This is a genomic window from Methylobacterium longum (assembly GCF_022179385.1).
Lineage (GTDB): Bacteria > Pseudomonadota > Alphaproteobacteria > Rhizobiales > Beijerinckiaceae > Methylobacterium > Methylobacterium longum.
In genome coordinates, this window is sequence record NZ_BPQS01000003.1 from 235,285 (window position 1) to 252,862 (window position 17,578).

The following is a 17,578-nucleotide window of genomic DNA, read 5'->3' on the forward strand; positions in this document are numbered from 1 at the left end:
TGTGCGGTTGTCAGCAACAAGTGTCATTTCTTATTGACACTTTCGCGACCGCAGATCAATCCGGCTTCAGGGTCGAAGCGTGAGGCAAGCGTGGCGCAAGAGCGCGTCGTCGTAATCGGTGCCGGTATCGGCGGCCTCGCCGCGGCCCTCCGGCTGGCCGATGCCGGCCTCGACACGATCGTCGTCGAGAAGGCGCCGCATCCGGGCGGGAAGATGCGCAGCATCCCTGCGGGAGGCCGCATGATCGAGGCCGGCCCCACCGTTTTCACCATGCGGTGGGTCTTCGAGGAGCTGTTCGCCGAATGCGGCGCGCGATTCGCCGAGCGGGTCGCCCTCGCGCCGGCCAGTCTGCTGGCCCGACACGCCTGGAGCCGCGACGAGCGGCTCGACCTCTTCGCCGACATCGAGGCGTCGGCGGCGGCCATCGCGGATTTCGCCGGTCCCCGGGAGGCCGAGGGGTACCGGCGCTTCTGCGCGCGGTCGGCCGAGGTCTACCGGACGCTCGAGGGACCGTTCATCCGCGAGGGGCGGACCAGCCCGGCCGGCCTCGCGCAGCGGGTCGGGCTGTCGGGCCTCGGCGACCTCTGGCGGATCCAGCCCTTCGCCACCCTGTGGTCCGCCCTCGGGACCTTCTTCCGCGATCCGCGGCTGCAGCAGCTGTTCGGCCGCTACGCGACCTATTGCGGCGCATCGCCGTTCACGGCGCCGGCGACGCTGATGCTGGTCGCCCACGTGGAGCAGGCAGGGGTCTGGACGGTCGCGGATGGGCTCAGCGGGCTGGCGCGGGCGGTGGCTGACCTCGCCGCCGAGCGCGGCGCCGCGTTCCGCTACGGCGCGCAGGTCGAGCGCATCCTCACCGAGCGCGGCCGCGTCGCCGGCGTGGTGCTGGCCGACGGCGAGCGGATCGCGGCGGACCGCGTCGTCTGCAACGCCGACTGCGCCGCGCTGGGCGCGGGCCTCCTCGGACCGGAGACCGCCGCCGCTGGCGAGCGCCTGGCCCCCACCGACCGCTCGCTCTCGGCCGTGACCCTGTGCGCCGCTGCGACGACGCGGGGCTTTCCGTTGTCCCACCACACGGTCTTCTTCTCCCAAGACTACCGTGCGGAGTTCGACGCGATCCTGCGGGCGCGCCGCCTACCCGCGGATCCCACCGTCTACGTATGCGCTCAGGACCGGATCGAGGGGCACACCATGCCCGACGGGCCCGAGCGCCTTCTGATGCTGGTCAACGCCCCGGCGGACGGCCGGGACCACCCGCCCTCACCGACGGAGATCGAGACATGCGCGAGGAACCTGTTCCGCCGGCTGGGGGCCTGCGGCTTGAGCCTGGACATGGCCTCGCCGGCGGTGACGACGACGCCGCGGGACTTCAACGCGCTGTTTCCCGGGACGGGGGGAGCCCTGTACGGGCGGGCAGCCCAGGGCTGGGCGGCGACCTTCAAGCGCGCCGGAGCGCGGACGGCGGTGCCGGGCCTCTATCTGGCGGGGGGTTCGGTGCATCCCGGCCCGGGCGTGCCGATGGCGGCGCAGTCGGGCCGGCTAGCGGCGGCGGCGATCCTGGACGACCGCGCTTCGACGGCCCGGTCGCGCGGAATGGCTACGCGTGGTGGTACGTCGATGCGGTGAGCGACGACGGCCGCCAGGGCCTCACCATCATCGCGTTCATCGGCAGCGTGTTCTCACCCTATTACGGCTGGAGCATCGACAAGGACCCGTTCGCCCACTGCGCGATGAACGTGGTGCTGTACGGCAGCCCAAGCCGCTTCGCCATGACGGAGCGCGGCGCCGCCAGCCTGTCGCGCAGCGCCGACCACATCGCCATCGGCCCGAGCGCCATGCACTGGGACGGCACCGCGCTGACGGTCCGGATCGACGAGCGCGGCGCGCCGGTGCCGCACCGGATCCGCGGCACGGTGCGGCTGGAGCCCCGGGGCTTCACAGGCGGCCCGTTCCACCTCGACCGGGCCGGCCGCCACCGCTGGTGGCCGATGGCGCCCTCCTCGCGAGTGGAGGTGGCCTTCGACCAGCCGGATCTGCGCTGGCGCGGCAGCGGCTACTTCGACACGAACGACGGCGACGAGCCGCTCGCCGCCGCCTTCTCCCGCTGGACGTGGTGCCGGGCCGATCTGCCGGACGGCGCCGCGATCCTGTACGACGTCCAGCACCGGGAGGGCGGCGGCCAAAACCTGTCGCTCCGGTTCTCCGCCGATGGAAGCCGTCGCGAAATCCGGCCACCCGCCGCCGCGCCGCTGCCGGCGACGTCGTTCTGGCGCATGGCCCGCGAAACCCGCAGCGACGACGGCCGCGCCCGCGTACTGGCCACCTACGAGGACACGCCCTTCTACGCCCGGTCGCTGCTGGCCTCGACGCTGTGCGGCGAACCGGTGCGGGCGATGCACGAGAGCCTCTCGCTCGACCGGTTCCGCAACCCGCTGGTGCAGCTGATGCTGCCCTTCCGGATGCCGCGGCCGATGGCCTGACCGGGGGCGACCGGTACAGCCTCTCGGCGCCGCCGCGCGAGGCGCCGCAAGAAGCTCCTTTGCGCCGCATGCCGGCCCGGGTTGAAGGGGTCCCGGCCTGAACGTCGGGACGTCCAGTACCCTGCGGACGGCGAGGCTTTTCCGAGGGGGCGCGCTCACGCTCGTCCGTTCCGGACGGTGAAACGCCGAGACGCATCGCGCGGCGCCTCGGCTATCCAACCGGTTTGCCGCTCGGACCGGCTTGTGCGAGACGGCTGCGGCTGCGATCCTCGCGCCGTCAACCGAGGCGGTCTGAACCGATGCGCGTGGACGAGCCGGCCCCCGCCTCCCGCGTCCTGATCTACAGCCACGACACCTTCGGGCTCGGCCATTTGCGCCGCTCGCGGGCCATCGCCAACGCCATCGTCGGCGGTGACCGCGGCGCGCGGGCGATGATCGTCTCGGGATCGCCGGTGATCGACCGCTTCGCCTTCGCGGCCGGCGTGCGCACGGTCCGGTTGCCGCCGGTGACGAAGTTCCCCGACGGCAACTATGCCAGCCTCGATCCCGCGGTCCCCCTCGCCCGGACCGTGGCACAGCGCTCGGCCGCCATCGCTCGAACCTGCGCGGCCTTCCGGCCCGACCTGATCCTCGTCGACAAGGAGCCCGCCGGGTTCCAGGGCGAGCTGATGCCTGTGTTGGACAGCGCAGCCGCCCGCGGGATCCGGCTGGTGCTCGGCCTGCGCGACGTGCTGGACGACGCCGACCGCCTCGTGCCCGAATGGGAGCGCAAGGGCGCGATCGAGACGATGGCGCGATTCTACGACGAGATCTGGGTTTACGGCCTGAGCCGCATCCACGCGCCCTTGGCCGCCCTGCCGATGGATCCCGAGACAGCCGCCCGGATCGATGCGCGGTTGACCTACACGGGCTATCTCCGCAGGGAGCTGCCGGACCGCCGGGCCGGGCGCGAGGAGCCCGCCATGGCCGACGGGCCGTTCATCCTCGTGACGCCGGGCGGCGGCGGCGACGGGGCCGCGCTCATCGACTGGGTGATCGCCGCCTACGAGGCCGATCCCGGGATCCCGTTGCCGGCGCTGATCGCGTTCGGACCCTTCCTCGACGCCGCCACCCGGGACGGCTTCGCGACGCGCATCCGCGGGCTCGCCGGCCGGATCGCCGCCATCACCTTCGACAGCGAGATCGAGTTCCTGATGCGCAAGGCGGCCGGCGTCGTGGCGATGGGCGGCTACAACACCTTCTGCGAGATCCTGTCCTTCGACCGCCGCGCCATCCTCGTGCCGCGGACCGAGCCGCGCCGGGAGCAGGCGATCCGGGCCCTCGCGGCGGAGCGGCTCGGCCTCGTGCGGGTGCTGCTGGAGGAGGACGGCCGCGCGCCGGAGCGCATGGCCGCGGCCCTGCGCGCCCTGCCGGACCAGACCGAGCCGTCGCGCGTCTTGGTCCCGGGCCTGCTCGACGGGCTCGAGGCCGTGGCGCGCCGGGTGCGGGCACTCGCCCGCGCAGGGGACGGGCAGCAAGCCCTGCGGGCGATCTCGTGACGACCGGCCGGATCGCCGTGGTGCTGAAGGGGTATCCGCGGCTCTCGGAAACCTTCATCGCCCAGGAGATCCTGGCGCTGGAGCAGCGCGGTCTGCCGCTGGAGATCTGGTCGCTGCGCCAGCCCACCGACCGGGCGCGACACCCGATGCATGGGCAGATCTCAGCCCCGGTGGCCTACCTGCCGGAATACCTCCGCGCGGCGCCGCTGCGGGTGCTGCGCGGTCTCGGCGCCGCCCTGCGGCGACGCCGGCTGCCGGCGCTGCTGGCGCTCTTCGCCCGCGACCTGCGGCGCGACCCCTCGGCCTCCCGCCTGCGCCGGCTGGGGCAGGCGCTGGTGCTGGCCCGCGAGCTGCCCGGAGCGGTCACCCACATCCACGTCCACTTCCTCCACACCCCGGCCAGCGTCGCCCGCTACGCCGCCCTGCTGACGGGGCGCGGCTGGAGCTTCTCGGCCCACGCCAAGGACATCTGGACGACCCCGGACTGGGACCTCGCCGAGAAGCTGCGCGACGCCGCCTGGGGGGTCACCTGCACCCGTGACGGCCTCGCCCGCCTCGAAAGCCTCGCCCCGGGAAAAACGCTCCTCGCCTATCACGGCCTCGACCTCGGCCGCTTCCCGGCTCCCCCCGCGCGGCATGACGGGCGCGACGGAACCGATCCCGAAGCCCCTCTCCGTCTGCTCTGCGTCGGCCGGCTCGTCGCCAAGAAGGGGCACGACGACCTGATCGAAGCCCTCGCCGCGCTGCCCGCCGGGCTGCACTGGCGCCTGGACCTGATCGGCGGGGGCGAATTGCGGGAGGCCCTCCAAGGGCACGTGCGCGCCCGGGGCTTGGCCGACCGGGTCGCGTTCCGCGGGGCGCTTTCGCAACCCGAGGTCGTGGCGGCGATGCGCGCCGCGGACCTGTTCGTCCTGCCGACCAAGCCGGCCCCGGGCGGCGACCGGGACGGGTTGCCGAACGTGCTGATGGAGGCCGCGAGTCAGACGCTGCCGATCCTGGCGACCGCCTTCGCGGGCACGCCCGAATTCATCCGCGACGGTCTCCACGGGATTCTCGTGCCGCCCGGCGATCCGGCGGCGCTGGCCGGCGCCGTGCTACGCCTCGCCGGCGATCCGGATCTGCGGCACCGGATCGGCGACGCGGCGCGGGGGCGGCTCGTGCGCGAGTTCTCGGCCGAGGCCGCCGTGACGCTGATCGCGGCACGGCTGCGCGCCTCGGCGGGATTGCCGGGCGCCGCCGAGCCGGGCGAGACGGAGCTGACCGCGTGCGCGTCCTGATCGCGGTCACGCATCTCCTCGGGGCCGGACACCTCACCCGGGCAGCCGCATTGGCACGCGCCTTCGCGGAGGCCGGCCACGAAGCCGCGCTGGTCTCCGGCGGCGTACCGGCCCCGCTGGTGCGGCTCCACTGCGTCCGCCTCGTCCAGCTGCCGCCGCTGCGGATCGCCGGGACGGACTTCGCCACGCTGCTCGGATCGGATGGCCGCCCCGCCGACGCGGACCTGCTGGCGCGACGCCGGACGCTGATGGTCGAGGCGGATGCGGCCTTCGCGCCGGACGCGGTGGTGACCGAACTCTTCCCCTTCGGACGCCGGGCCCTCGCGGCCGAGTTCCTGGCCCTGGTGGAGGCCGCCCGGGCGCGCCGGCCGCGCCCGCTCGTCCTCGCCTCCGTGCGCGACATCCTCGTCGCCTCGACGAAGCCCGAGCGGATCGCGCAGGCCCATGCCCGCGTGGCGGCGCTCTACGACGCCGTGCTGGTGCACGGCGATCCGGCCCTCGCGCCGCTGGACGCGTCCTGGCCCCTTGATCCGGCCACGGCCAGCAAGCTCACCTACACCGGCTACGTGGACGAGGGCGCGCCCCCGGCCCCGGCCGCCGCCCGCGCGGGCGTGGTGGTGGCGGCCGGGTCCGGTCCGGCCGGGCTGATCCTGCTGCGCGCCGCTGCCGAGGCGGCGCGGCGGCGGCCGGAACTCGGCTGGCGTATCCTGGCGGGTCACGGCGTGCCGGAGGCGGCACTGACCGCGATGGCGCGCGACCTTCCGGACGGGACCGTTTCCCGCGCGCGGCCGGACTACCGCGACCTGCTGGCCGAAGCCGCGCTTTCCGTGAGCCAGTGCGGATACAACACCGCCACGGATCTCCTCGCCACCGGGACGCCGGCGGTTCTCGTGCCCTTCGAGGCCGGGGGCGAGACCGAGCAGCGGCTGCGTGCCGAGCGCCTCGCGGCGCGCGGCCTCGCCCGGGTCCTGCCGGAGGCGGCGTTGAGCGCCGAATCGCTCCTGCACGCCGTGGACGCGCAGCGCGCCGCGCCCCTCCCCGGCCGCCACGGCATCGACCTCGGCGGGGCCCGGCGCACGGTGGCGATCGTCGAGGAACTGCGCGCCGGGCGGGGATCGGTCCGCCACCCGCCGCGGACGCCGCGCCGGGGCCGCGATGCACTCCGTTCCGCGCTCGATACCGCTGCCGACCGCGGCCGGTCCGTGCCGTTCTTCTGGCGCGACGACGACGCGGTCACGGCGACCCCCGCCCTCGACCGACTGATCGCCCTCGCCGCGCGGCACGCCACTCCGCTGCTGCTGGCCGCGATCCCGAACGGGCTGGCGCCCGTCCTCGGGCTTCGGCTCGAGGAGGCCGGGCACGTGAGCGTCGCGATCCACGGGCTGGCACACCGCAACCACGCGCCCCCCGGTGAGAAGCCCGCCGAGTTCGGCGCCCACCGGCCGCTCGACGCTCTGCGCGCCGACGCCGCCACGGGGCTGCGGATCGCCCGCGACCGCCTGCCGAAGGCGTCGGTCCTGCCGGTCTTCGTGCCGCCCTGGAACCGCTTGGCGCCGGATTTCGCGGCCGCCCTGTCGGATCTCGGGTATCGCGGGCTCTCGGCGGTGCCCGGACCCGACGTGCCGGGCCTGCGCCGGCTTGACGCCACCCTGGATCCCATCGATTGGCGCGGCACGCGTTCCCTGGGAAACCCGGACGCGCTGCTCCGCGATCTCGCAGCCGCGGTCGCGGAGGGACGGACGGTCGGCCTCCTGACCCACCACCTCGTCCACGACGCCGCGATCTGGTCCTTCGTGGAAGAGCTGATCCCGGTGCTGGTCAAGCATCCGGCGGTACAGGTCGTGGATTTTCGACACCTGTTCGATCAGGTCACGGTGGACTCCGATGCGGGGCCTTCTAAGTCTCGGGTTGCCCGGATCGCGAGGACTGGTTGAGCCCACTTCTGTCCATCCGCGACCTTGCGGTCGCCTTCCGCACGGAGAGCGGACCGTTCGAGGCCCTGCACGGTCTGTCCCTCGACGTACCGCGCGGTCGGACCCTGGCGCTCGTCGGTGAATCGGGATCGGGCAAGTCGGTGACCGCGCAGGCGATCCTGCGGATCCTACCGCCGTCGGCCGCCATCACCCGGGGCCAGATCCTGTTCCGCGACGGATCGTCGGAGACCGACATCGCGCGGCTCCCCGCCGAGGGGCCGGCGATGCGGGCGGTCCGCGGGCAGCGCATCGCGATGATCTTCCAGGAGCCGATGACCTGCCTGTCGCCCCTCCACACGATCGGCGACCAGATCGGCGAGGCCCTGCGCATCCACACGGGCGCGGACCGCAAGGAGGCCGACGCGCGGACTGAGGAGTCGCTCGCCCGCGTCGGCTTCCCGGATCCCCACCGGGCGCTCCGGACCTACCCGTTCGAGCTCTCGGGGGGGCTGCGCCAGCGCGCCATGATCGCCATGGCGCTGATCCTGAAGCCCGCCCTGCTGGTTGCCGACGAGCCGACCACCGCGCTGGACGTCACCACCCAGGCGCAGATCCTCGCCCTCCTGGCCCGTCTCCAGGAGGAGACCGGCATGGCGATCCTGCTGATCACCCACGACCTCGGCGTCGTGGCCAACATCGCCCACGACGTGGCGGTGATGTATCGCGGCCGCCTCGTGGAGGCCGGTCCCCGGGATACGGTCATGCGCACCCCGGGCCACGCCTATCTGCGGGCCCTGCTCCACGCGGTGCCGCGGTTCGACATGGCGCCCGGCGAGCGGCTCACGCCCATCCGGCCGGCCCGGGCCGAGATTCCGCCCGGGCAGGCGCGTCCGCCGCTCGCCGGTCCGGTGCTCGAGGTCGAGGGGGTGAGCAAGACCTTCACGCTGCGCGCCGGCCGCCTGTGGCAGAAGCCGCGGCTGGTCCACGCCGTCGCGGACGTGTCCCTGAGCCTCAAGGCCGGAGAGACGCTGGGCCTCGTCGGCGAGTCGGGCTCGGGCAAGACCACCGTCTCGAAGATGATCATGCGGGCGCTGGCGCCGGATTCGGGCCGGATTTTGTTCGACGACGGCAGCGGTCCGCGCGACGTCCACACCTTGAGCGGTGACGCCCTGTTCGCCTTCCGGCGCAACGTCCAGTTCGTGTTCCAGGACCCCTACGCGTCCCTCGATCCGCGGATGACGGTGCGCCAGATCCTGTCCGAGCCGATGGAGATTCACGGCGTCCCCGCGCCGGAGCGGCGGCAGCGCTGCCGCGACCTGATGGCGATGGTCGGCCTGGAGCCGGGCGGCCTCGGTCGCTACCCGCACGCCTTCTCGGGCGGCCAGCGCCAGCGCATCGGCATCGCCCGGGCGCTTGCCGCCAAGCCGCGCCTGCTGGTGCTGGACGAGCCGGTCTCGGCCCTCGACGTGTCGGTGCAGGCGCAGATCCTGAATCTGCTCAAGGACCTCCAGGCGGCCCTGGGCCTCTCCTACCTCATCGTCTCCCACAACCTCGCGGTGATCGACTACATGGCGGATACGATCAGCGTGATGTGCCGGGGCCGGATCGTCGAGGAGGCTCCCCGCGCTGCCCTGTTCCGCCGCCCGGTCCACCCCTACACGCGGGCGCTCCTCGCCGCGGTGCCGGATCCGAGCCTCGACCACCCCCTCGACTTCGCCGCGGTGACGGCGGAGCAGAACGATCCGACCCGCTGGGCGGAGCCGTACCGGCTGGGGCCCGACGAGGCCGGCACCATGCGGGCGATCGAGGCCGGGCACCGGGTGCGCTTCGGCGGCGCGCAGGCCGCGGAGGCCGCGTGATGCAGCAGCGCCCGCCCGTATTGCTGGAGCGTCTTCGGCGCCGGGTCCTGTCGCCGCTGTTCGACCGGCTGGGCTACGACCTCGTCCCGGCGGCGCCGGACTGGAGCCATCGGCCGACCTCCGCGCACGAGGTGGCGACGCTTCTCGGAGCCGCGGCGGCGATCCTGGAGCGCGACCTCGCTGCCGCCGGCCTGGAGCCGGACGGCGACGTCCTGGAGCAGGTCCAAACGTTCTGGACGCTGATTCCGACGGCGCCGGTCCGGCAGCGCCGGGGCGGCAGCGGCTTCAACGGCGCGCTGCAGCTCTACGTGGCGATGCGGGCTCTGAAGCCGGACTTCGTGGTCGAATCGGGTGTGTTCCGCGGGCTGACCACGTGGGTGATCCGGCAGGCGCGGCCCCAGGCCGAGATCTTCTGCCACGATCCCGACCTGTCGGGGCTGCAGTACCGCGACGTCCGGGCCCGCTACAGCACCGCCGACTGGTCGACGGCGGACTGGTCCCGGCTCGATCCGGCGCGGACGGTGGCGTTCTTCGACGATCACGTCGCGCAGGGCCGGCGGGTCGTGGAGGCGCAGGCCCGCGGCGTCACCCGGCTGCTGTTCGACGACGACGCGGCCGGCCACCGGATCCACGCCCATGGCGGCCCGGCCCATCCGACCATCGCGATGATCACCGGACCCGAGCGCAGCCGGGAGCCGATCCGCTGGATCCGCAACGGCCGCCTCTTCGAGCAGCCGGCCGAGGACGCCCTCCTGCGCGAGGCAGCCGGTCTGATCGGGCGCTCCCACGCCTTCGACGACCTGCACCGGGCCACCGGGTACTCGCCGGCGCGCCTGACCTCCGTGACGCTGCGGGGTGGGCCATGAGCGGATCGGACGCGCGGATGCTCCCTCCCCTCTCTCCAGGTGAAAGCGGTCTGAGACGGGCGTCGCCGGACGAGCAGAACCGTGCAGAACGGGGGTGCGTTCGCCATGACGGGAGCGCCTCCTTCGGAAGCCACGCTTCCGTCATCGCCCCCCTCACGGCGCAGGGGCAGCCCTTCCCCGCAGGGGGGGAAGGGAGAGAAGCGGATGAGGCGATTCCGCTCGACCGGAAGGAACCCCTACATTTGCAGCCTCGAACAGCGGAGCGGGCGAGCGGCGTCTCTCGCCGTGCCCTGCTGGGCGGAGCCGGTGCCGCCCTGCTCTGGCCGCGCGGCAGCCGGGCCGATGCCGACGTCCCCGCCCCTCCCACCGCCCCCTTCGTCGCCGATCTCCCGGCCCGCGGGCGGAAGATCGGCGCGACCGGCGGGACGATCCGCACGCTGATCGCCAAGGCGCGGGACGTCCGCTACCTCTCGGTCTACGGCTACACCCGCCTCGTCGGCTACGATTCCGACCTGACCCTGCGGCCCGACGTGCTGGAGCGCGTCGACGTCGAGGGCGGCCGGTTCACCTTCACGCTGCGGGACGGCCACCGCTGGTCGGACGGGCACCCGTTCACCACGGAGGACTTCCGCTACTTCTGGGAGGATGTGGCCAACGAGAAGGCGTTGAGCCCGGAGGGGCCGCCGGCCTTCTTCCTCGTAGATGGAAAGCCGCCGCAGGTCGAGTTCCTCGATCCGCGCACGGTCCGCTACAGCTGGGACCGGCCGAATCCGATGTTCCTGCCGGCGCTCGCCGCCCCGCGCGACCCGCTGATCTACCGCCCGTCGCACTATCTCAAGCCCTTCCACGCCCGCTACGTCGGCAAGGACGCGGCGGATGCGAAGGCCAAGGCGCTGAAGCTGCGCGGCTGGCCGGCGATGCACAACCGCCTCGACGACAATTACGAGCTGAACAACCCGGATTGCCCGACCCTACAGGCCTGGGTACCCCGCACCCGGTCGCCCGCCACGCGCTTCCGCTTCGAGCGCAACCGCAGCTACCATCGCGTCGACACGGCCGGCACGCAGCTCCCCTACGTCGACTCCATCGTGATGGACGTGGCCTCGCAGGGCCTGCTCGTCGCCAAGACCAACGCGGGCGAGGCGGACCTGATGTTCCGCGGCCTGTCGATGCTCGACATCCCGAGTCTGAAGGAGGGCGAGAAGGCGCACCGGTACCGCACCAACCTGTGGCCCGTGGCCCGCGGCTCGGAGATCGCCCTCTACCCGAACCTGACCACCCTCGACCCGGTGCTGCGCGCCCTCAACCGCGACGTCCGCTACCGCCGCGCCCTGTCGCTCGCCATCGACCGGCGGACGCTCAACAACACGCTCTTGTTCGGCCTGGGCACCGAGGGCAACGACACGATCGTGCCCGAGAGCCCCTTGTTCTCGCCGGAGCTCAGGACGCTCCACGCCACCTACGAGCCCGCGCAGGCCGCGCGCCTCCTCGACGCGGTGGGGCTGGACCGCCGCGACGGCTCGGGCACGCGCCTCATGGCCGATGGGCGGCCGCTCGAGATCGTCGTGGAGAGCGACGGCGAGGCCGAGATGGTCCTCGACGCGCTCCTGCTCATCACCGAGTTCTGGCGTGAGGTCGGCATCCGCCTCATCACCAAGCCGCAGGAGCGCACGAACCTGCGCCGCCGCTCCGTGGGCGGCCTCACCGTCATGGTCGCCGCCCAGGGACTCGACCTCGCGGTGCCGACCGCGATCATGCCGCCGACGGAGCTGAGCCCGGCCCAGGCCGAGCATTATTCCTGGCCGCTCTGGAGCCTGAACGTCGAGAGCCACGGCAAGAGCGGTCAGCCCTGCGACGTGGCGGAGGTGCGACAGCTCCTCGACCTCGACCGCCGATGGCGCGACACGGACGATGCGGGGACGCAGGCCTCGATCTGGCGCGCGATGTTGGCGAACCACGCGGAGAACACCTGGGTGATCGGCACCGTGGCGGGCGCGCTGCAGCCGGTGGTCGGCGCCGACCGCCTGATCAACCTGCCCAAGCGCGCCCTGTATTCCTGGGAGCCCAACGCGATGATCGGCGTGCAGCGCCTCGACGAGATGTTCTTCGACAGCGGCGCCGACACGCGCGCGGAGGCCCGGTGATCGGCCAGATCCTCCGCCGCGTCGTGACCATGGCGCTGACGCTCCTCGTCATCTCGGCGCTGGTGTTCGTCATCATCAAGCTGCCGCCCGGCGACTACCTGACCAACCGGATCATGGAGCTTCGCGCCACCGGCGACGCGAGCTCGGTCGCGAAGGCCGAGCTTCTGATCCGGCAATACGGCCTCGACCGGCCGGTCTGGCAGCAATATCTCATGTGGATCGGCGTCATGCCCGGCGCCGCGGGCTTCTCGGGCCTGCTCCAGGGCGATTGGGGCTGGTCGTTCGAGTACGACAAGCCGGTATCCGAGGTCGTGGGCGACGCCCTCTGGCTGACGCTGCTGATCAACCTGACGGCCGTCATCTTCGTCCATCTCGTGGCGATCCCGGCGGCGATCTACTCCGCAACCCATCGGCACACCGTTGGGGACGCGGTCGTGACGCTCCTGGGCTATTTCGGGCTCGCCGTGCCGGGTTTTCTGCTGGCGCTGATCCTGCTGTTCTACGCCAACCGCCTGTTCGGCCTGTCAATCGGCGGCCTCTACGATTCGGCGCTGACCAACCAGCCCTGGACCTGGGAGAAGGTCCGCTCCCTCCTGGCGCACCTGATCGTGCCCACCCTCGTGATCGGGCTCGGTGGGACCGCGGCGATGATCCGGCGCATGCGCGCCAACCTGCTCGACGAGCTCGCCAAGCCCTACACGGTCACGGCCCGGGCCAAGGGGCTGCCGCCCCTCAAGGCGCTGCTGAAATATCCGTTCCGGATGTCGCTCAACCCGTTCGTGGCGGATATCGGCAACCTGCTGCCGCACCTCGTGTCGGGTTCGGTGCTGGTCTCCCTGGTGCTCAGCCTGCCGACCGTGGGTCCGCTGCTCCTCGACGCCCTGCGCAGCCAGGACCAGTTCATGGCCGGCTTCATCCTGATGTTCGTGGCCGGCCTGACGCTGGTCGGCATGCTGATCTCGGATCTGACCCTGGTCTGGCTCGACCCGCGCATCCGCATGGGCCTGCGATGAGCGACGGGACCGCCGCCGGCCACTACGTCGATCCGGCGCCCTTCGAGCCGGAGGCGCGGGGCGAGAGCCCGGTCGGCTCCGCCTCGGCCTGGCGGCTGATCCTGCGCAAGTTCCTGCGCCACCGCATCGCCGTCGGCTCGGCGCTGATCCTGCTCGCGCTCTACGCCACGGTGCCGTTCGTGGAGATGCTCGCCCCCTACGGCCAGGCGCGGCGCAACGGCGACTTCCTGTACGCCCCGCCCCAGGGAGTCCACCTGTTCCACGAGGGGCGGTTGGTCGGCCCGTTCGTCTACCCGTACCGGGCCCATCTCGACCTCGATACCTTCCGCCGGAACTACGTGGTGGACGGAGCGGCTCCCCAGCCGCTGCGTTTCCTCTGCCGGGGCGACGGCTACGACTGGCTGGGGCTGATCCACACCGACCTGCACCTCGTCTGCCCACCGGAGAACGGCACCCTGTTCCTGCTCGGCACCGACAAGCTGGGCCGCGACCTGTTCTCGCGCATCATCTACGGGGCGCGAATCTCCCTGACGATCGGCCTCGTGGGCGTGGCGATCTCCTTCGCCCTCGGGCTCTTCTTCGGCGGGATCGCCGGCTATTTCGGCGGGCTCGTGGATGCCGGCGTGCAGCGGCTGATCGAGGTGGTGCGCTCCCTGCCGGAGCTGCCGCTCTGGCTCGCCCTGTCGGCGGCGCTGCCGCCGAACTGGAGCCCGCTGCTGATCTTCTTCGGCATCACGGTGATCCTCGGCCTGCTCGACTGGCCCGGCCTCGCCCGTGCCGTGCGCGGCAAGCTGCTGGCCCTGCGCGAGGAGGATTTCGTGCAGGCCGCCGAGCTGATGGGCGCCTCGCCCACAAGGGTGATCGGCCGCCACCTGATTCCCAACTTCATGAGCCACCTGATCGCCTCGGCGACCCTGTCGATCCCCACCATGATCCTCGGCGAGACCGCCCTGTCGTTCCTCGGCCTGGGCCTGCGGCCTCCGGTGACGAGTTGGGGCGTCCTCCTGAACGAGTCTCAGAACCTCGCGGCGGTGCAGCTATACCCGTGGCTGCTGCTGCCGGTGCTGCCGGTTCTCGTGACCGTGCTGGCCTTCAACTTCATGGGCGACGGCCTTCGGGACGCAGCCGATCCGTATCACTGACCCCGGGGCCGAAGCGGACGGGTGGGGCGGGGATCCGGCGTCCCGGTCAAACCGCCGGACGATGGTCCGCCAGTCCGGGGCGGTGACGACGCGAACCGCCGGGCGCCGTCACGCGCCTATCCCGCCAGAGGCAGCGGCGCGATCCGGGCCGGCGCGGCAACGCTCTTGCGCTCCGCCAGGCCGGGGGCGGGCACCGGCGCGTTGATGGTGCAGACCACCCCGGTCGGCTCGTAGGACAGGCAAACGTCGCCGGCGAGTTCGCGGGCGAGGCTGCGCTCGATCAGGCGCGATCCGAACCCCGTGCGGGTCGGCTTCTTCACCGGCGGGCCGCCGCTCTCGGCCCAGCGCAGGAACAGCTGTGTCTCCGCCTCGCGCCGCACCGTCCAGGAGATCTCGACGCAGCCGCCCTCCTTCGAGAGCGCGCCGTACTTCACCGCGTTGGTGCCGAGTTCGTGCAGGGCCATGGCGATCGAGAGGGCGAGCCGCGGCGGCAGGCGCAGGGCCGGCCCGACCACTTTGAAGCGGGAGGCCCGGCCATCGGCGGATTCGAGCGGCCGGATCGCGTCCGCCACCACGGCCGACAGCTCCGCGCCCTCCCAGCTCTCCCGGGTCAGCACGTCGTGGACGCGCGCGAGCGCCAACAGCCGCGCCTCGAAGGCGGCCCGGGCCGCATCGGCCTCGGCGCCTTCCAGTCCGCGCAGGGACTGTGCGGCGATCGACTGCACGGTGGCGAGGGTGTTCTTCACCCGGTGATTCAGTTCGTGGATCAGGAGCAGCAGGTGCTCCTCGGCGTTCTTCGCCTCCGAGATGTCGATGTTGCAGCCGGTGTAGCCGAGGAAATTCTGGTCGTCGTCGAGCCGCGGCACGCCCTCACACTGAAGCCAGCGCACCACCCCGTCCTTGTCGATCACCCGAACCTCGAGGCGGAACGGACTGCGCGCGTCGAAGGCCTCCGCAAAGGCCGCGCGGAACGAGTCCAGGTCGTCGGGATGGACGATGCGGTGCCAGCCGGCGTCGGCGAACTCCGAGGCCGGCATCCCGAAGAGGTGCTCGAAATGGAGGTTCGCGAAACTGACCGCGCCGGTCTCGTCGGTCATCCAGATCAGCGCCGGTGCCGAATCAGCCATGTGGCGGAAGCGCGCCTCGCTCTCGCTGAGCGCGGTCAGGCCCCGGCGCGTGTCGGCCAGGGCCCGGTCGCGCTCCTCCTCCCGGGTGCGCAGCCGCAGCGACGCGTCCGACAGGACCGAGCCGAGCCGCTCGATCTCGTGCACCGGCGACGATACCCGCGGGATGGCCTCGCCACGCGCCAGAGCCGGCCCCGAGGCGGCCAGCAGACGGAGCGGGCGCGAGACCCGGGACCAGAGGTTCACCGCCAAGACCGACGAGGTCGCCAGCACGAGCAGGCCGAAGCCCGCAAAGGCCCAGATCCAGCGCCGCACGCGCGCGTCCACGAGGGCCTGGGGGATGCTGGTGGCGACCATCCAGCCCGTGAGCCGGGAGCGCGCCTCGATGACCACGACCGGCTTGTGCTGCCGGTCCTGGCCCTCCCAGACGCCGGGCGTCGCCGTCTGGACCTGCCGGAGGCTGGCGAGGCGCGGGCGCCCGATCACGGCCTCGGGATCCGGCAGGCGCGCCAGCACGGTGCCGGCCCGATCGGTGATTCCCGTGGTCCAGCCCGGCACGACCTCGCGGGACAGGATGCCCTGCAGGCGGGCGAGCGGAACCGTGAAGCTCAGGATGTAGGCGGCCTCGCCGTCCATCATCACCGGAACGCCGACCGAGTAGGTCGCCTCGGCGGGAGTCGGCCCCGGCACGTAGCCGCTGACCATGGCGCGCTGGGTGCCCCGGGCCAGTTCCTGGTCGAAGGGCAGCGTCATCACCGGCAGCGGCGCGCCGCGGGGAACGCCGGTGTTGACAACCTCCTGGCCGTTGGGCCGGCGCAGCAGCACATCGAGGTCGATCGATTCCCGCACGAGGCGGGCCTGCCCGTCGAAGGCCTCGAAGTCGCCCTGGCGGATCCGGGGCGAGGTGGCGAGCGTCTGCAGCACCGACACGAGCCCCGCGGTGTCGCGATCCAGCGACAGGCCGATCCCGCGGACGTTCTCGCGCGCGTCCTGCTCGAAGCGCGAGCGCTCGGCGGAAGCGTAGCGCATCAGCAGGATGCTGGTGAACAGGAGCCCGGGGCCGATGAGCGCGACCACGAGCGCGATCAGGTAGACCTGCGTGGAGAAGCCGTTGCTCCTGAAGCGGTTGATCCGCCGCGCCAGCCAGGTGCGGCGCGCGGGAATCACCGCGGGAACGCCGCCCTTCCTGTGGTGATCCGGACTCAAGCGGCGCCCCTCCCCGGCCCACGGATATCCGCGGGCGCCTGGCTGTTGCCTCGCCTCATGGCCGGTCGATATGGCCGAGATCGCGCCCCGGGTCGAGGCGATCGCGCACGCGCTGCTTGAGCGCCTTCACGTCGGGGAAGCCGCCGTCGCGCACCCGCTCCCACACGACGTGGCCGTTCATCTCGATGCGGAAGGCACCACCGGATGCGGGAACCAGGGCCACTTCGCCGAGATCGTCGCGGAAGGTCGAGAGCAGTTCCTGCGCCATCCAGGCGGAGCGCAAGAGCCAGTTGCACTGGGTGCAGTAGGTGATCGCCACGCGCGGCCGCTCCGCCCGCGCTGCGCCCTCTGCCGTCACGTCGCTGCCGGGCATCGCGCCCGCTGGCCCCTCGTGCATGCCCGCAACAGCGCACCGGGCCGGCGACGTTGTCAACCGTGGACCGGCGGCTGGCCGCAGGATCGCGCCTCGGTTTGCACCTGTGGATTGCTCCGGAGCCGGCTCGCGGTCGGTGCTGCGCTGAGTCGGAACTGGGACCCGTTTTCCTGGACGTGCCCCGGACTACGGCGCGTGGAGGGACACGCGCCGCCGGCGGCCCATGCGGCGGGCCCGGGTTGCCGTGCGGAGCCGGGAACAGGCCGGGGCAGCGGTGCCGTGCCCGGTTTTCGGCCTCACGCCACCGAAGGTGGCGCGCCGTGCTTGACGTCCTGGGCCGCCGCGCCCTAGAAGGCCCGCCACCGGGTCGCCACGCTTCGAAGCGCAGGCGGGCGCCGGGCGTACGCTTCACGCGACACGCCGGTACGGACGGTTAGCACAGCGGTAGTGCGTTCCCTTCACACGGGAAAGGTCGCAGGTTCGATCCCTGCACCGTCCACCATCCCCCTCCCCCCGAAAATCGGACCCGCGCGTCGGTTTGCCACCGGATAGACGCGTGCTAAGGGCGCACGATCGGCGAACACATAAGCTTGGATCCGGGCCGAACCCGGGTCGCGGCGACCGGTAGGGGAAGGGCGGAAAC

The 17,578-nt window shown here is 72.4% G+C and carries 12 protein-coding genes and 1 tRNA gene; 11 read left to right on the plus strand and 2 right to left on the minus strand.

What is annotated here, in order from left to right; all coding sequences use genetic code 11:
• Positions 1-90: 90 nt before the first annotated feature.
• The 10 genes from crtD (at position 91) to MFF58_RS04585 (ending at position 14,232) form a co-directional block, all read left to right on the plus strand.
• Entirely contained in the window at positions 91-1,626 is a 1,536-nt protein-coding gene (gene crtD, locus MFF58_RS04540; RefSeq protein WP_238285636.1) for a 1-hydroxycarotenoid 3,4-desaturase CrtD, read from the plus strand.
• Entirely contained in the window at positions 1,623-2,480 is an 858-nt protein-coding gene (locus tag MFF58_RS04545; protein WP_238285637.1) for a carotenoid 1,2-hydratase family protein, read from the plus strand. The genes crtD and MFF58_RS04545 overlap by 4 nt, the downstream gene beginning before the upstream one ends.
• A 299-nt stretch (positions 2,481-2,779) precedes the next feature.
• Positions 2,780-4,018 (plus strand): glycosyltransferase family protein, encoded by a 1,239-nt coding sequence (locus MFF58_RS04550; RefSeq protein ID WP_238285638.1) that lies wholly within the window; start codon positions 2,780-2,782, stop codon positions 4,016-4,018.
• On the plus strand, positions 4,015-5,295 hold the full coding sequence (locus MFF58_RS04555; RefSeq protein WP_238285639.1) for a glycosyltransferase family 4 protein: 1,281 nt from the start codon (positions 4,015-4,017) through the stop codon (positions 5,293-5,295). Before MFF58_RS04550 ends, MFF58_RS04555 begins: the two co-directional genes overlap by 4 nt.
• Positions 5,283-7,229 carry a glycosyltransferase gene (locus MFF58_RS04560; protein WP_238285640.1) on the plus strand — a complete coding sequence of 649 codons (1,947 nt, stop codon included), beginning with the start codon at positions 5,283-5,285 and terminating at the stop codon, positions 7,227-7,229. The genes MFF58_RS04555 and MFF58_RS04560 overlap by 13 nt, the downstream gene beginning before the upstream one ends.
• A complete protein-coding gene (locus tag MFF58_RS04565; protein WP_238285641.1) occupies positions 7,226-9,067 on the plus strand; it encodes an ABC transporter ATP-binding protein in 1,842 nt (613 codons plus the stop codon). The genes MFF58_RS04560 and MFF58_RS04565 overlap by 4 nt, the downstream gene beginning before the upstream one ends.
• Positions 9,067-9,933 carry a hypothetical protein gene (locus MFF58_RS04570; RefSeq protein WP_238285642.1) on the plus strand — a complete coding sequence of 289 codons (867 nt, stop codon included), beginning with the start codon at positions 9,067-9,069 and terminating at the stop codon, positions 9,931-9,933. Before MFF58_RS04565 ends, MFF58_RS04570 begins: the two co-directional genes overlap by 1 nt.
• Before the next feature lie 242 nt (positions 9,934-10,175).
• Positions 10,176-12,077, plus strand: coding sequence for an ABC transporter substrate-binding protein (locus MFF58_RS04575; RefSeq protein ID WP_238285643.1), 1,902 nt, complete (start codon positions 10,176-10,178; stop codon positions 12,075-12,077).
• Positions 12,074-13,090 (plus strand): ABC transporter permease, encoded by a 1,017-nt coding sequence (locus tag MFF58_RS04580; protein WP_238285644.1) that lies wholly within the window; start codon positions 12,074-12,076, stop codon positions 13,088-13,090. Before MFF58_RS04575 ends, MFF58_RS04580 begins: the two co-directional genes overlap by 4 nt.
• Positions 13,087-14,232 carry an ABC transporter permease gene (locus MFF58_RS04585; RefSeq protein WP_238285646.1) on the plus strand — a complete coding sequence of 382 codons (1,146 nt, stop codon included), beginning with the start codon at positions 13,087-13,089 and terminating at the stop codon, positions 14,230-14,232. Before MFF58_RS04580 ends, MFF58_RS04585 begins: the two co-directional genes overlap by 4 nt.
• 116 nt (positions 14,233-14,348) lie before the next feature.
• On the opposite strand, the gene MFF58_RS04590 is transcribed toward MFF58_RS04585, so the two are convergent.
• The gene (locus MFF58_RS04590) at positions 14,349-16,562 is read right to left on the minus strand and encodes a sensor histidine kinase (protein ID WP_238285647.1); all 2,214 of its coding nucleotides are present in this window, start codon (positions 16,560-16,562) and stop codon (positions 14,349-14,351) included.
• Between the two features lie 55 nt (positions 16,563-16,617).
• Positions 16,618-16,935, minus strand: coding sequence for an Rdx family protein (locus MFF58_RS04595; RefSeq protein WP_238285648.1), 318 nt, complete (start codon positions 16,933-16,935; stop codon positions 16,618-16,620).
• Between the two features lie 427 nt (positions 16,936-17,362).
• Between MFF58_RS04595 and MFF58_RS04600 the strand changes: the two genes are divergently transcribed.
• Positions 17,363-17,437: transfer RNA gene (locus MFF58_RS04600), tRNA-Val, on the plus strand.
• The last annotated feature ends 141 nt before the right edge of the window (positions 17,438-17,578 follow it).

Bases quoted from the DNA above. Each gene is read 5' to 3' on its own strand.
- MFF58_RS04550 (WP_238285638.1), top strand. From the start codon at position 2,780: ATGCGCGTGGACGAGCCGGCCCCCGCCTCCCGCGTCCTGATCTACAGC.
- MFF58_RS04585 (WP_238285646.1), top strand. From the start codon at position 13,087: ATGAGCGACGGGACCGCCGCCGGCCACTACGTCGATCCGGCGCCCTTC.
- MFF58_RS04570 (WP_238285642.1), top strand. From the start codon at position 9,067: ATGCAGCAGCGCCCGCCCGTATTGCTGGAGCGTCTTCGGCGCCGGGTC.
- MFF58_RS04595 (WP_238285648.1), bottom strand. From the start codon at position 16,935: ATGCCCGGCAGCGACGTGACGGCAGAGGGCGCAGCGCGGGCGGAGCGG.